Raw genomic sequence first — 15033 nt, forward strand, 5'->3', positions numbered from 1 at the left:
GCGTCGCACGCGGCATCGTCGCTCACAGTTGCGATTCAAGCGGAAACAGCCCGAGAAACCAGACTTCCATCCGCCGCCCGGCCGACACCTCCGGCTCGTGATCGAGCTCGGTGACCTCCCCGTTCGCATCGGTCTGTATCCACTTGAGCTGCCCTTTGCCGGCCGGATCGGTCCTCGGCTCGACGCGCCACGCGATTCGATCGAGCCGCGCTTCCAGATCGTTTGCCACCTGCGACGCAATCGCCGGACTCTCGCAATAAACGCCGATCTCCGTATTGAGGTTCAGCGAGCGTGGATCGAGATTCATCGACCCGATGAAAATGCTCTTGTGATCGAACACGTAGGTCTTCGCATGCAGCGACGCACGCGACGACCCGATGATGACCTGCTTCGAAATGCTCTTGTCGCCCGACGGCCGCCGTTCGTAAAGCCGTACACCGGCGGCCACGAGATCGCTCCGGTAGTGCCGGTAGCCCGCATGCACGGCCGCCACGTCGGTCGACGCGAGCGAGTTGGTCAGCACCGTTACACGCACGCCGCGCGCCGTGAGCGCGCGCAGCCGCTCGACGACATCCTTGCCCGGCACGAAATACGGCGACACGATCAGCAGGTCATGTTCGGGCTGCAACGCGAGCGCCCGCAACTTTGGCATCAGATGCCCGTCGCTGTCCTTCGGTGCGTGCGCGATCTTCGCCGGATCGTCGTACAGCACCGTAGCGCGCCCCCACGACAATTCCGTGCCCTGCCCATGAACGATCCGGTCGAGCCGCTGCCTGGCCTCGAGCACGTACGGATTGTCCTCCATGGCCCTCAGGTAGTCGCGCAACCGTTCGCGCTCACGGTCCAGCCCGCCCGGCGCCGCATCGTGCCCGACCAGCGCACTGATCGGATACGCGTACGGGGAATTCCAGAACGTGTCGAATTCGGTCGAGATGTCGTTCACGACCGGGCCGTGAACGACAACATCGAGATCGCCGAACTCCAGCATCGACGATGCACCGAAATACTCGTCGCCGATATTGCGGCCGCCGACGATCGCCGCCTGGTTGTCCGCGATCATCGCCTTGTTGTGCATGCGCCGGTTGACGCGCGAGAACTCGAACACCGTGCCGATCTTCTTGAACCGTCGCGTGGCGACCGGATTGAACAGCCGGATCTCGATGTTCGGATGCGAACTGATCTCGAGCAGCTTGCGGTCGTCCGCGTTCGTACCGAGATCGTCGAGCAGCGCACGAACGCGGACACCGCGATCGGCCGCGCGAATGATCGCGTCGGCCAGTTCGTGCCCGGTCAGGTCGTCGTGCCAGATGTAGTACTGAAGATCGAGCGACCGGTCCGCGCGATCGGCGAGCAACACCCGCGCGTCCAGCGCGTCGACCGGATCGGTCAGCAGGTGAAACGCGTCCTGCCCCGGATGCGCACTGGCCTGCTGCCGGAACGCGACGCCCAGCCGCGTGTTGTCCGTATCGGTGAATGCGTGCGTCGGCGCGCGGTCGGCCTGCGGCGGCAGGCTCGCGCATGCAACGAGCGCCAGCAACGAAAGAATCGCACCCCACGAACGCAGCATGGTCATGATTGCCGTCCCGCTCCCGGCCGAAGTCTGTTTATTCTCGCCGCCGGATGGATCGCGGGGCTGCCTGGCTTTCCTTCGGCCGTACCCGGTATTGCGTGTGGCACGGCCGCGCTACAGGATACTTCGATTGACTGCGGCGCGGCACCCTCTCGGTACTTTCCTGATCGTGGCACGCGTCCACACAAAGAAAAAACCCGCGACGCATGAAGCCATCGCGGGTTTTCGGCATGCTGCGCGAGCGCGCGCATGAAATCCAAGCGGCTCAAAAAACACCCCAAATGTTGGATCGATGTCCAATTTTTGGGGGGCAGCTCATTTCCTGCCTTTCGGATTAGCCGATGCTCACGCCGTAGGCTTCCGCCAGCGGCTTCAGGCCGCCAGAGAAACCTTGTCCGATCGCCTTAAACTTGAACTCGTCATTGTGGCGGTACAGCTCGCCGAAGATCATGGCGGTTTCGGTGGAGGCATCTTCGGACAGGTCGTAGCGGGCGATTTCCTTGCCGTCGGCCTTGTTCAGGACACGGATATAGGCATTGCTCACCTGGCCGAACGACTGCTTGCGAGCCTCGGCATCGTGGATAGTAACGGCGAAGACCAGCTTCTTCACGTCAGCCATCAGGCCGGTCAGCTTGACGTTGACCTGCTCGTCGTCGCCATCGCCCTGACCGGAACGGTTGTCGCCCAGATGCTCGACGGAACCGTCGGCGGACTTCTTGTTGTTGTAGAAGACGAAACTGGCGTCGCTCAGGACTTTGCCGTTTTCACCGGTGATAAAGATCGAGGCATCGAGGTCGAACTCGGTGCCGTCGGTAACTCGCGGGTCCCAACCCAAGCCGACGACCACTTCGCTCAGACCAGGCGCCTCTTTCGACAGGGAGACGTTGCCGCCTTTGGACAGACTTACAGCCATGGAGTGATTCCTTGTTCGGATGAGAAGGCCAATCAGAAGTTCATGCCGTAGCCGTTGGCCACGGCACGCAGGCCGCCGGCGTAACCTTGGCCAACCGCGCGGAATTTCCACTCACCGTTGTTACGGTACAGCTCAGCGAAGATCATCGCGGTTTCGGTGGAGGCGTCTTCCGCCAGGTCGTAGCGAACCACCTCGGCGCCGGAGACCTGGTTCACAACACGGATGAACGAGTTGCCGACCTGACCGAAGTTCTGCTTGCGCGCTTCTGCGTCGTGGATGGTGACGGTGAAGGCAATCTTGTCGACGTCGCCCGGAACGCGGCTCAGATCGACCTTGATCACTTCGTCATCGCCCTCGCCAGCACCGGTACGGTTGTCACCGGTGTGCTCGATAGAACCGTCCTGGCTGCGCAGTTGGTTGTAGAAGATGAAGTCGGCTTCACCGCGGACTTTGCCGTTGGCCCCCAGCAGGAACGCACTGGCATCCAGGTCGAACTCGGTGCCGTCGGTAGTGCGCGGGTCCCAGCCCAGGCCAACCAGGATCGTGGTCAGGCTCGGGTCGGCTTTGGACAGGGAAAGGTTGCCGCCTTTTTGAAGAGTCAATGCCATGAAAGTAGCTCCTTTTGGTTATATGGATTACTGATTTTTGGTTTGCGCCTCTCCCTTTTCCGGGAAGATCACGCTGGCCAGGATGCCGATTGCCAGGACTGCCAGTACGATGAGCAGGCTGGTGTTCGGATCGATGCTGATTCCGTGGTGGAACAGATGGTCGGTTGCGTTCAGACCAAGTTTGGCTGCGATGAAGAACAGCAGTACGACCACCGCCTTCTCCAGGTGCACCAGGTAGCGCTTCAGCGCTTCCAGGACGAAGTACAGGGTACGGAGACCCAGGATTGCGAACAGCATCGCCGAGTAAACGATCAGGGGTTCACGGCTGATCGCGATTACCGCCGGGACCGAGTCGAAAGCGAACAGGACATCGGATACCTCGACCACCACCAGGCAGAGGAACAACGGCGTAGCGAAGAGGCCACCCTTGGCCGCAAGGCTCATGCCCTTCTCGCCCTTCCGTACCTCGGCCTCGAGCTTCTTGCGGCTCACGAAGAAGTTATGGCCATATAGCTTGGGCCACACCGGAAACAGCTTTTTCGCGAAACGGTAGGCCAGGTGCTGGGAGTAGTCTTCCTCTTCATCGTCGTTACCGCCTTTGAGCATCATGACGGCAGTCCACGCGACAATTAGAGCGAAGACAATCTCGACCCAGGGTCCGAGCGCCAACAGACTGGTGCCGACGGCGACAAAGACACCGCGGAACACAATGGCCCCGATGATGCCCCAGTACAGGATGCGGTGACGCAAACCGTCCGGGACCTTGAACCACGCGAAGATGGCCATGAAGACGAACAGGTTGTCGACGGAGAGGACCTTCTCCAACGCATAACCGGTGACGAACAGACTGGCCACTTCCGCACCGTGCTGCACATACAGGAAGCCGGCAAATGCAAGGGAGATCGCCACCCAGAACACGGACCACACGGAAGCTCGGGCCAGCGTGATCGGCTTGTCGTCGCGGTGTGTGACCATGTCCAGCAGTAGGGCTGCCAGCGCCAGGCCGACGAATACCGCCACGGTCAGCGGCGGGAAGCCAATATGAGTCGTTTCCACGTTTCGGCTTCCTACAGTTCGAAGTCGGCCGGGTTCAAGCCCAGTTCCAGGCAAATCAGGCGACAGGCAGCCTTTTCGTGGTCGTCGAAGTTGCCGTCGGACGCGCCAATGGCACAGGCAACTCGCACCAGCAAGCGTGCTTCACCATCCTTGCCCTTGACCTTGCTGATGGCCTTCAGGGCCTCGGCCTGGCCGATCTGGAAATCGAATTCGAACTTGGCGCAGGCGTCGTTGAATACCTTGATCACGTCAGCCAGGTTGAATACCTTCAACTCCGGGGAGTTGCTGATGAAGCCGACCATCTTCATCTTCTCTTCGGATTTGATCTCGCCATCCGCGGCAGAAATCAGCGCGCAAGCATTGACCACCGACTCCATGAAGGTCCGGTTCTTGAATTTGGCGACTTCAGTCGTCAAGGTTTCGCGGGCTTTCGCCGCGTTGGTTTTCAGCCATTCGAGCATGTGTTCCCTCTTCAGTAGGCGAAGCCCAACGGCTCCACCGGATCAGTTTTTACTTGGAGCCTGCTTTCCAGCGCATACCCCAGCCGTAGGAGCGATCCATTTCCTCGTGCCCAGGGTGGAAGTCGACTCGACGAGAGACCTTGGCGGTCCCATTCACGTTTTCAAGCAGGGCAATCGCGCACATGCCGTGGCGGCCTCCCTCCTCATTCATGCGGACTTCGATTTCGGGCTGGCCTGGCACGAATATGGTCACCACACCGTCGGTTGCCTTCCAGTTGGGGGCACCGTCGTAGATGAACGCGAAAACCAGGATGCGTTTGATCTCGCTCCATCGTTGCCCGTTGATGTGAAGCCATTCGCCACCGGTGATTGCGCCGGTACGGTCATCCCCCATGAGCTGGATATAGGGCTCCTCCCGCAGATCGCCGAAACGCCCGCCGAGTGCTTGTACCGCTCCTTTGAGGCCGTCCTGCATTTCAAACAGGCAACCCAGGTCCAGGTCGACGGCACTGCGTTTGCCCAAGAGACCGCCAAGAAGGCCACTCCCGCCCTGGTTCCAGTTCAGGTTGACCTTGATTTCGCCGAAGCCAGCAGATGTCTTCTCCAGACTGATGCTGGATCGCGACTTGTCAAGCGTCACTTTGCTGAGGCTGATCGTGGGTTTCGGGGCAGCAGGGGGTACCCAAGCGGGGGCCGGCACAGGTGCTGGAGCCGGCGCGGAAGGGCTTTGCACCGGAGTGCCCGAAGGTGCCGCAATGTCGACACCAAAGTGCTTTGCCAGCGGCTCGAGGCCACCAGCGAAACCCTGTCCAACACAGCGGAACTTCCATGCGTCCTGGCGGCGGTAAAACTCCGCGAGGATCAGAGCAGTCTCGTTCATCCCGGAAGTTGGGATCTGCGCCTCGATCCCGCCAGTAACGGACACAGCCAGTGTCGAAACGCGGTCGAAGGTCGCCTTGTTCTCGTAGATGGTCGCGGTGAGCGCGACTTTCTCCACGGCGGGGTCAATCCGACTGAGGTCCACGGCGAATGCTGCTCGGCCGGCCGACGTGGCAGTCAACTGGACTGCGCCACCCAGCACGCTGGATTGACCGTAGAAACACATGTCGCCATCGCCTCGCACTTTCCCGGCAGAGGTCAGGACAAATGCGGAGATGTCGATATCAGCGCCTGGAATCGGGGTGTAGCTGATGTCCACGCGCAATTGGCCGACGGCAACCGGCGCATTCCCGCCAGGTACGAGTGTCATGCGCGCACCGCCTGAATCGCCAGGTTGACGAGATCATCTGCCGTGCGGCCATTGGTGGACTGGCCGATCGCCTTGAACTCCCAGCCGCCGCCGTTGCGGCTGAGGCTGGCCATAACAACACCGGTGTGGCGACCTTTCTCCGCCAGATTGAAGCGCGCCAGCTCCTGGTTTTTCGACTGGTTGAGGATGCGGCAGTAGGCGTTCTCGATCTGGTCGAAAGTCTGTCCGCGGAAGCTGTTCACGGTGAACACAAGATGCTGGACGGCGCCCGGCAGGCGCTGCAGGTCGACATTGATGGTTTCATCATCGCCATCGCCCTCGCCAGTCAGGTTGTCGCCGGAGTGCTCGATGGAACCGTCTTTGGACGTCAACTGACGGAACCAGACCAGATCGATCGGATTCATGCCGCTGTCCAGCAGGATGCAGGACGCGTCGAGGTCGATCTCGTTGCTACCGCCACCCAGCATCTTGGAGAAGAAACCACCGGACTTCACCGGATCCCAACCTAGGCCCAGACTAACCGAGGTCAGGCCACTGCCCGCGGTTTTTTCCAGCGAGATGCTCTGATTCTTGCTCAGGGTGAGTGCCATTCTTACGCTCCTTGTTGATCTTCAGTGTTCGCGTGGGAGACCGGGCAGAGTCACGCTCCCCAGGCCCCGGTGTTGCTAAACCGCGAGCGGGATCGCCGCTGCGCGGGGTGAAAAATGTCGCCCATGCTCATGTTGCGCAGCAGCCGGAACTCATGGTCCCCACGCGTATCGCCCCATGCGCTCGGCCGATATCGCGTCAACGGGCCGTCGACCGTTTCCAGGCGGACTACCTTGTTCCCGCAGCGGCAGTTCTTCCCTATAACCCTGGCGCTGGTCGGTTGGGCGTTCGGTTCGTCGCGAGCCATACCCCGGGTTTACATGCGTCAGTCCGGAAAGAGCCAGCCCGACGATGCGGCGGGAGCACTCGCGCTTGCCGAAGGCGAATCCCAGGGGCGAAACAACGCGAGGAGCACCATCGAAGTCGAACACCGAACGCCCCTTCGCCCCTTTCGGTCCGGCCTCAAGGATTTCCATGCTCATCTGCCGGCCTCTGCCAGTCGGACAGCACGCTCGCCACTACTCGGCTCGGTGGCCTTCACCCCGTGCCACTTGGCGCGTTCGAGAATGTTGACCGCCCACTTGTAGTGGGTTGCCGGCTCGCACATCGCATCGTTGTGCTTGAAAACGGCAGGGGCCACGTCGTTGACGATCAAGCTGGCGCAGTTGAGGTCGTCGAGGCTCACGCGCAGCGTCTCCTGGATGACGCTGATCTGACTCGGGTGAATGGCCGTCTTCCCGACGAGGCCATGCGCGATGTCCAGCTCCAGCTCCTCCTTCAGGAGATGGGGAGCAGCGAGCTGCTCGAAGACGGGGGCTGTCATGGCAAAGCCCTGAGCCCCCATGATCCCGGCAAGCATCGAGATCACATAGCTCATGGGCGTGTTGTAGAGCGTGGTGGCCGGATTGCGCCGCAAACCAAGACAACCCATGAGGTCGTTTCCGCCGATCCGCAGCGCGATGATGCGCTGGTTCAGGTTGGCCTTCAGGGCCTGGCCAAGCTCCACCATGGCGCCCGGATCATAAACGTCGGCCGTTTCCAGTGTCGGCATGAGGTACAGGTTCGGCCGACTAACCGCGGACTCCCACGACGGGAGTGATCGCAGGGTCAACTTGGGTACGACGAACCCATCGACGTGCTTCATCAGGGGCCAGTCATTCAGCACCGCTGCCATCGTCGCGTCACGCGGCCGAACGAAAAGCAGCGGACCCTGTTCAACGCGCCCCCCCTTGGCCTCGACATCCATCAGGAGTGCCTGCAGGTTCGCCAGCGCGCTTTCGACGTCGATTGCCGCCACCGCGTCTTCCAGGCATATCACCAGCGAGCGCAGATCGGGTATCTTGGTGCCGAAAACCACCTGGAGAATGTCGCTGCGGGTTGCCGGCATGTACAGAGTCGCTCCGAGGGCGAACGGAGAAATCACTTTCATCAGTTCGCACTCCGGATGATAGTTACCGCGCGGTACGGGCCCAAGTCGCCGCCCGATTCCTCTACCGTCGTGCCCGCACGCTCGGCGAGATGCAACAGCAGCTGCACGTCGCTGTCATTACGGTCAAGTACCAGTACGCGGTCCGGCACGCGGCGCAGAACCGCTCGGGTTGCCTCGGCGATACCCGGCTTCACACGGTTCAGGTTGCTGATGCCAAAGCGGGTTGCCAGGGCGGACACCACTTCATCTGCGAACGCCTGGAGCTTCAGCCGCTGATCATTGGTCCATGGAACAGCAGGTTGAGCCTCCCCCAGTGCCCGACGTTCAGCGTCGATCTTGTCGATGAACTCACGAGTGACATCGTGCTCATGCAGGTGTTCGTACACCATGCAACCATGCAGCCCCCCGTGAGCCGGCCAGATGGAACGGGAGACCAGGCCGGACACGGTTGCACCGAGGATGCCGGACGGAATGACCCAGTCCGCTGCAGAGGCAGCCAGCCAGGCGCGGCCGCAAGGGTCCGCCAAAACAACGAGACGAGGACCTTCAGGGAAGCGTTTGTCGTCGCCAAGGGACCTCTCGAGTTCACCGGAGATTGCGCCTTTCCCGGTCCAGCCATCCACGAAGACGATGTTTTCGGCACCGTGCAACTGGATGACAGCTTCCAGAGCAACCATGTCGATCCCGCGATCACGAATGATGCTGATTCCGTAGTGGCAGGCGTCGCAGCCCATCTCCACAAGTGCCCGCCTCAGCAGGACCCCGAGGGGCAGACCTGCTCGAACAAAGGAGACCAGGGCGATGGTCGGCCCGGCGTAAGCGGCACACAACGCCATGGCCAAGGACTGCACGTCTGAAGCCATACGGGCGCCGTTCTGCACAAGGGCACGGGCGTAGAGACCCTTGTGCACGTCGGCAGGAGCCTGCTCTGGGCTGATCATTTCTGAGTAGTGCTTCTGATTCGTCTGGATCAGACGCTCCTTCTCTTCAGCGTGGGTGAAGATCATCTGCACGGGCTGCAGAAGGAAATGCACATCGTCAGGGGCGTAGCTGCCGCTGCCGACGGTGCTCAGCGTCGCGAGGAGATTACCCATGGATCAGCCCCTCCACTACTTTCGCCAGTTGGCTGCGCGCCGGCGTCGACCATATGTGGCAGAGGTCCATATACCCCAGGTCGGAGATGCTGTCGCCGAAGCCCAGGACCGGCCGCTCGCCATGAACTTCACGGTCGCGGCACAACCATTCTTGAACGGCCAAGCGCTTGGCCAGCCCATTTGGCAGGAAGGCGAGGTTGTTGCCGTTGGCGTGGATATGCATGTCTTCCAGCATGCCCCGGGACTGAACTTCGGCCAGCACCTCGGCAAGCACGGCGTCATCGGACTCGTTGTGTTTGGTCACCACGTAGTGGCGCAGACATTCCTCCTCCACAACCCAACCGCGGACGGAGTAGCCCAGTTCCCTGCCGATCTGCAGTGTGGCCTCGCTCAGTGCCGGCAGTCGGTCCTGAAAGGCCCGGAGAGACTCGGCCATCTGTCCGTGCCAGGTCTGGTCGATTGATCCGTCAGGGCGGAGCATGACGCCCCCATGTGCGCAGATTGCACCTTCGACGAAGGGGAGCATGACGCGGCGGTAGGCTTCCACACTGCGCGCGGTAACCGGAACGACATCGGCCGTGGCCAGCAACCAGTTGATGAACGCGTGCTGGACCGGGCTCATGTAGCCGTTGGGCTGACCATGCACGTCCAGGGTGGCGGGAATTCGCGGGGTGCCTTCCGCCATCTTGCGTACGGTCTGGAACAGGGTGTCGTCGAGGTCGACGAATGCCAGGGGACGATTACTGCTCATCCGAAATCACCTCGGCTTTCAGTGCCTCGACCAGTTCTACAGGAAGTGCCTGTGCAGGGGTTTCGGTGCAGATCAGGACCCGGTCGAACTGGCCGGGTTTCACGTTGTAGAGGAAGTTCGGGATGCCGAGGCCGTAGTTGTCGGAAAACGACAGCGCGTGCTCGATGGCGAGTCCTAGCGCGATGGGGGACCGCGTGGTAGCGCTGAAGCGGACATCCGCGCCAGTCCGCTCCAGGCGTTCCGCCAGCAGGAATGGCCGCCAGACGAACTCACCGGTACCTACCACAATCACTTTCTCGCCGGGCTGGACCCGAATGTCCGGTGCGAGTGTGTCGTCGACACGGCGAATGCCCAGACGCCCCCAGTCATTGCGGGGCGAGAGCGGCCATTCACCCATGAAAATGGCACCGACGTCCGGCATATCCGGTAGTGGCACGGACGGATCCTCGTGGAACTGGTACGAGCCCTTCACCAGCGATACGGCGGTGGCCGACTCCCCAATGGCTTTACGAACGGCACCCGCAGACCAGTCCGTCAGGACGCAAGCGACCACACGCTCGACGTTGCTCAGGCCCGCCTCGACCAGTGCGCGGTGCAGGTTCACGAAGGTCTTGCCAGTGGAGGCCTCATCGTCCACCAGAACCAGCGATCGGGCCTGAAGCACCAGATCGCGAACCTCGGGATCGACCGGCAGGTGAAGCAGATGATCGCTGGCATGGCTGTGCTCTTCCTCGAATCGAGCGAAGAGGTCAGTACCCAAGGGATGACGGGTACTGGTGAGGTACACGCTGTCCGGACGGGCTGCACTGTAGGCACGGTGCACGCCTGCACCGAGGCCCACTGCGGTTTCGGCCATGCCGATCACCAGCACCGGCCCGGGCAGGTCCGCCGGAATTTCGGCGGCGAGGCTCTCGAAGCTGGCAGCCATGATCGAGGGGCGCACCGGTATATGGCGACCCAGGACCTTCGATACGAAGAGGAATGCTCGCTTGGGATTCCGGCGCTCTGCGAAACCGAACAGATTCGCCGGGGGTAGAACGGCGGTGTCGACCTTGATCTCGAGCAGTCCCCGCTTGAGTTTAGCGCGCAGGGTTGTTGGTACTGGGTTGCTTTCCATGAACTGCTTCCTAGTTTGATGCGAGATCGAAGACCCAAGGCCTCTTCCTTGACGTTCAAATCAAAGGGACGCTATCGATGACGCGCCGCAATTTTCCATAGTGAGGGTTGGGCTTCGCGGGCCATTTGCGCCGTGGTGAAGGCTCTCCCTGTCGGAGTGCGGGAGGCAGCAACTCCGCAGGCGCCAAGGAATGCCAGGGCCAGGCCGGCCTTGACCGCGAAGTTCATGTTCTGCGCATCCGGAATCGTGGAGGTCACCATCCCGACAACGGATCCAGCCGAGTCGAAGAGTGGACTGCCGCTCGATCCGGGCTGAATTGGGGCCGTGAACTGGAGCAGACTGGCGTCGTTGTGCAGGCCGAACAATGCGGAAACACCACCTTGGGTGACGTGAACTCCCCCGCCGGTCAGGCCAGCAAGGGGGAACCCGATTGCCACAACGGTTTCGCCGAGATCGCAGCCAACCCCATCCCGGAAAGCGACCGGCTTGAAAGGAGGCGCACCCTGAACGCGGAGGAGCGCCAGGTCATTTCGTTGGTCGACGACCACCGGCTCTGCCCGATGCCGTCCGTCGAACGAAGCGATATGGATTTCGCACATGTCCTCGATGACATGCGCGCAAGTGAGAATATGGGTGGCGGTCACGGCAAAGCCGGTGCCCGATGCGCCTGTGTCAGTTCGATTCGAATCGGCATGGCTGGAGCGACGACGAGGATGCGCATCGTCGATGCTTAGCCCGATTCTCCTTCCAAGCGCTGACAGTCCATATGCCGAGCCCTCTGCCAGTGCACGGAACTTCCACCGCTGATTGCGACAGTAGAACTCGCCGATGACGATGGCCGATTCGACATACCCGTCGAGATTCAAACTGAACTCAATGTGCGAGTCGACCTGCAGGCGAAGAGACCGCAGTTCGCTCACCGGCCCCGCCGCCGAGAAGGTGTAAACGACAAGCAGCACCCTTTCGGCGCCGGCCGGGAGCTGGCCAAGATTCAAGTTGCAGCAGATCTTCTCTTGACCACCGCTCCACTGCATCCAGGCCTGGGAGACCTGGAACAGCGCCGCCTCCCCCTTGGGTTGGCGCTTGTCATCAAGCGGAAGTAGCGCGACAGCGCCATACTCCCCGAATGCCGAAGTATTTCCGCACTCCAGCGTCCAAGAGCATTGCGCAGCCTTCAAAACTGTATTTGCGCCAAGCGCCAGCACCATCATCCCTACTTCGCTCCTTGAATCAAGAACCTTTCAAAGGGAAGCGAAATAGTATCAAACTTGAAAGATATTTGAATGGAAGCTTTCTGCCGTCGCTGAAATATCGAAAGCTATTTGAATATTGCCTTTCGACCGACCCTGTGATGGTAATGGCTCTCGCCCCGACATTCGGCCTCCAGGTACTCGCCGGTTCAGGTAGGCCCAGCCTGCGCGCGGCGAAGATGCCAGGCAGGTTGATATGCGCGTAGCGGGGGTAGCCGATCCCGTCAGAATGGTTAGAGTTGGTTTCCAACTGTTGACGAACGCCTGCCGTCGCCCCGGGCCTGGGCGTTAGCCAGGTCATCGCATTTGAAGTGAACTGGGGCTTTCAGAGCGAGTTCCACCGCGGCCGAATTATTCTCGAGGGTCTGATGAAGCCCCTGCTTTCGGCGGCCAACGAACGCTGCCGGGCGTCCTGCTTCGCAAATCATGGCGATCGATCGATCGCTGCCTGCCATGTAGAGCATGACCAGTGCCACCGGCCGAGCGGAGCCGGCACGGGTAGGCTTGGAGGCAAGCGTCGAAGTTGACCTCACGGGAATCGGAGTTGGCGAAGCAACGGAACGGGGCAGCCTCAGCACTGAATCTCGACGCGGCGTACCGCGACGGATGAAGCCGTCAACTGGCTCGGCTTTCACAATGCTCGCCGGCTGCGTTCGAGATTGAACGACTTGGCTCGATGACGTTCGAGAAAAACCGGGCCGCCGTTCAACAAGGGAAAGCCGTCTGGTTTCCTCGGCCATGGGATTCATGGAACAGGGGCGAGGTCAGTCAGCCACTGCGACGCGCTTACGTCCTGCGTGGCAAACTGAAACGGCCCAGGCTCAACCGCAAACCGGCATGGAGGCAAAGGCTTGGGAGCAATGGTCGGGGCACGGTTCGCTGCCCTACGATGGTCCGCCCGCCGTCTGCGAGGCTACGGCACGGAATTCCGGCCCACTGCCGACATCTGCTCAATATCAGAATCGTTCAAGGCATCGACAGCACAGCAAAGGTCATCAAGCGTCAGGTTTCACGGCTGCCGCGGCGAGGGATATACCTTTTCCTTGAGATCCACGCCGAGCCCCCTGGTGGGACTCAATGGACCGATTTCTTGTCGCGAAGGCTGATGCGCCTCGGAAGAGTGATAGCGTGCCCTTGTACAGGCACTTGAAGCCAGGAAGTGTTGTGGAAGAGCGAAAGAACCAGGTTCTCGTCGCATTGCCAGAAGGCGCCCACGATCACCGACTCGCCGGCGAACCTGGCGGCTACCGTGATCCTGCCGAGCAGGACGGGCGTGCGCCTCTCAGCGCCAGCCTTCCGCTTGGGCGGAAAAGTTCTCAAATCACCATCGATAGGCGATAACACATAACGTGTCGAACTAGCCACCTTATGCTTAACGACACAGCACGCCGCGATACAGCGCGCATGAAATCTGGTGGCCCGGCGGCAATCGAATACGACCACCAAACTACCACCAGACAAACACACACCCTCGGATCGGAAATAGTTGCCCCCAAAGTTGCCCCCATACACCAGCCACTGCAACAGGCGCCGGCTTAAGCAAGACACGCCATCTCGTCCGCATTCGCAGCTGTAATCCTAGGTTGCGCATCCACAACATCGTGGATGTTCACAAGTACAGCGGCAACTGACGGCAGACTCATGCTCCATGACTAGCCGGTGCTAGCGAGTCGACGTCCCGACTGCGTATCGCTACGATCCGACCTTTACCTCTTTTTGGCCAGCCGCCCCCTTCACTTCAACCGCCGACTTTTCGGCGTCATCCAAGAGTACGTCGAGGATCGGGTTAAGCCAGTCGAGCATGTAGTGTGCGACCACTTTAGGCGGGACACTTGGGTCCAGTTTGAGTGGTTCAGTGGAAGCAAGTGGAACGGGGTATCTACCTCGCCAAAGGACAACCTCCCCGAGATCTCGGCAGATATTGCGGACGGCACGTCGATCCGATTCATGATGAAGCACCGATTGAAAGCTCGCACCAAATAGATCTGCCGCTTCGGCTAGAGCAAGCAGGTTGTGTCCACTCGAAGTTGGGACGCCGACTGCTCTTAATTCAGCATGTATTGCCTCCCCCATCCCATCCATCGCGACACGCACTTCGATCTTCGACGGAACATGTTCTACGATCCATGCCTTCAGAGCTGTCTCAAGAGCAAGTCCGTAAAGCAGCTTCGACGTCTCGAGAATTTCGAATGCTTCGGCGAAATTCGACGAACGCCCCTTAACTTCAGCCTCGTTCACAAGCGCTCGCGCAAACTCATCCCACAAGACATTTGCTGATCGACGCAAGGCGCGCGCATGTGTCCGCCATGCTATTGGATCCCGTGATTTTTCGATGAATTCAGTTGCCAACATAAGAATCAACCTGAAATTGGTGCTCGATGTCGGAATGAAATGTCAGACTATCTCGTGCCTCGACCAATCGACGAATAACCCGGACCTGCAGGCAACGCCAGACCCAACTGACTGATTTGTCGCGCAATCGCATCTCGATGCCGCATCGCCTCGGCAAGTCGCTCTGCGTCGATGCTTCGGTCTGCATTCAAGTGTCGCAGCAATTCACTTAGCTGCTCGTTGGCCGCAATAAGCAGTTGATGCAAAGCAACCGTCCGATATCGCTCAGCCGCCGCCAAAGCCTCTGCCGTCTGGCGAAAACTCTGCGACTGGATGCCAAGTACAACCAGACGGACGGCAACCTCTTCGAAAGACTCACCCCCCCCCGTCATAGCAGCCTCGACAATCTGCCGGAGCCCCGTGGGCACCTCGGGCGGCGGTCCAACGCTGCCTTCCAGGCGATCGACGATTTCTTGATTGAGACTACGCCCAGACACATCCGCACTAGCCTGCAGTTTCTGTCGCAGCTCGCCCGGCATACGCAACGGATAGGCCAGAGCTTGCTTCACACCCGCTTTTTCGCCCTTCATACCCCCCCTTGACTAAATCTATGCGA

Annotated in this window: 15 protein-coding genes and 1 pseudogene; 1 reads left to right on the forward strand and 15 read right to left on the reverse strand. The window is 60.5% G+C overall.

The window, feature by feature from the left end:
- Positions 1-22: 22 nt before the first annotated feature.
- The 13 genes from HAV18_RS06215 to HAV18_RS40335 form a co-directional block, all read right to left on the reverse strand.
- Complete coding sequence (locus tag HAV18_RS06215) at positions 23-1573, reverse strand: phospholipase D family protein (protein WP_166953798.1); 1551 nt, start codon at positions 1571-1573, stop codon at positions 23-25.
- 331 nt (positions 1574-1904) lie between these two features.
- Entirely contained in the window at positions 1905-2483 is a 579-nt protein-coding gene (locus HAV18_RS06220; RefSeq protein ID WP_166953801.1) for a TerD family protein, read from the reverse strand.
- 32 nt (positions 2484-2515) lie between these two features.
- Positions 2516-3091, reverse strand: a complete 576-nt coding sequence (locus tag HAV18_RS06225) for a TerD family protein (RefSeq protein ID WP_166953803.1) — start codon at positions 3089-3091, stop codon at positions 2516-2518.
- A gap of 27 nt (positions 3092-3118) precedes the next feature.
- Positions 3119-4147 (reverse strand): TerC/Alx family metal homeostasis membrane protein, encoded by a 1029-nt coding sequence (locus HAV18_RS06230; protein WP_166953812.1) that lies wholly within the window; start codon positions 4145-4147, stop codon positions 3119-3121.
- An 11-nt stretch (positions 4148-4158) separates the two neighbouring features.
- Positions 4159-4608, reverse strand: a complete 450-nt coding sequence (locus tag HAV18_RS06235; protein ID WP_166953814.1) for a tellurite resistance TerB family protein — start codon at positions 4606-4608, stop codon at positions 4159-4161.
- 49 nt (positions 4609-4657) lie between these two features.
- Positions 4658-5857 carry a TerD family protein gene (locus HAV18_RS06240; RefSeq protein WP_166953816.1) on the reverse strand — a complete coding sequence of 400 codons (1200 nt, stop codon included), beginning with the start codon at positions 5855-5857 and terminating at the stop codon, positions 4658-4660.
- Entirely contained in the window at positions 5854-6447 is a 594-nt protein-coding gene (locus HAV18_RS06245) for a TerD family protein (protein WP_166953818.1), read from the reverse strand. The genes HAV18_RS06240 and HAV18_RS06245 overlap by 4 nt, the downstream gene beginning before the upstream one ends.
- A gap of 476 nt (positions 6448-6923) precedes the next feature.
- Positions 6924-7874, reverse strand: coding sequence for an HpcH/HpaI aldolase/citrate lyase family protein (locus HAV18_RS06250; RefSeq protein WP_166953820.1), 951 nt, complete (start codon positions 7872-7874; stop codon positions 6924-6926).
- A complete protein-coding gene (locus tag HAV18_RS06255) occupies positions 7874-8968 on the reverse strand; it encodes a cysteine protease StiP family protein (protein WP_166953822.1) in 1095 nt (364 codons plus the stop codon). Before HAV18_RS06255 ends, HAV18_RS06250 begins: the two co-directional genes overlap by 1 nt.
- Entirely contained in the window at positions 8961-9719 is a 759-nt protein-coding gene (locus HAV18_RS06260) for a trehalose phosphatase (RefSeq protein ID WP_166953824.1), read from the reverse strand. The genes HAV18_RS06255 and HAV18_RS06260 overlap by 8 nt, the downstream gene beginning before the upstream one ends.
- The gene (locus HAV18_RS06265; RefSeq protein WP_166953826.1) at positions 9709-10836 is read right to left on the reverse strand and encodes a phosphoribosyltransferase domain-containing protein; all 1128 of its coding nucleotides are present in this window, start codon (positions 10834-10836) and stop codon (positions 9709-9711) included. Before HAV18_RS06265 ends, HAV18_RS06260 begins: the two co-directional genes overlap by 11 nt.
- 71 nt (positions 10837-10907) lie before the next feature.
- Positions 10908-12047, reverse strand: coding sequence for a trypsin-like peptidase domain-containing protein (locus HAV18_RS06270; protein ID WP_166953828.1), 1140 nt, complete (start codon positions 12045-12047; stop codon positions 10908-10910).
- A 272-nt stretch (positions 12048-12319) separates the two neighbouring features.
- Complete coding sequence (locus tag HAV18_RS40335) at positions 12320-12721, reverse strand: ATP-grasp domain-containing protein (protein WP_407062402.1); 402 nt, start codon at positions 12719-12721, stop codon at positions 12320-12322.
- On the opposite strand from HAV18_RS40335, the pseudogene HAV18_RS39790 reads away from it, so the two are divergent.
- Positions 12671-12807: pseudogene (locus HAV18_RS39790) on the forward strand (IS3 family transposase); the annotation flags it as partial. The gene HAV18_RS40335 and the pseudogene HAV18_RS39790 overlap by 51 nt on opposite strands.
- A 971-nt stretch (positions 12808-13778) precedes the next feature.
- Here HAV18_RS39790 and HAV18_RS06280 read toward each other — a convergent pair.
- Positions 13779-14438: a hypothetical protein gene (locus HAV18_RS06280; protein ID WP_166953830.1), complete on the reverse strand. Its 660-nt coding sequence runs from the start codon at positions 14436-14438 to the stop codon at positions 13779-13781.
- Between the two features lie 47 nt (positions 14439-14485).
- Positions 14486-15007 carry an Arc family DNA-binding protein gene (locus tag HAV18_RS06285; RefSeq protein ID WP_166953831.1) on the reverse strand — a complete coding sequence of 174 codons (522 nt, stop codon included), beginning with the start codon at positions 15005-15007 and terminating at the stop codon, positions 14486-14488.
- Between the last annotated feature and the right edge of the window lie 26 nt (positions 15008-15033).

Origin of the sequence: Burkholderia sp. D-99 (genome assembly GCF_011605345.1) — a bacterium.
In the GTDB taxonomy this organism is placed as follows: Bacteria; Pseudomonadota; Gammaproteobacteria; order Burkholderiales; family Burkholderiaceae; genus Burkholderia.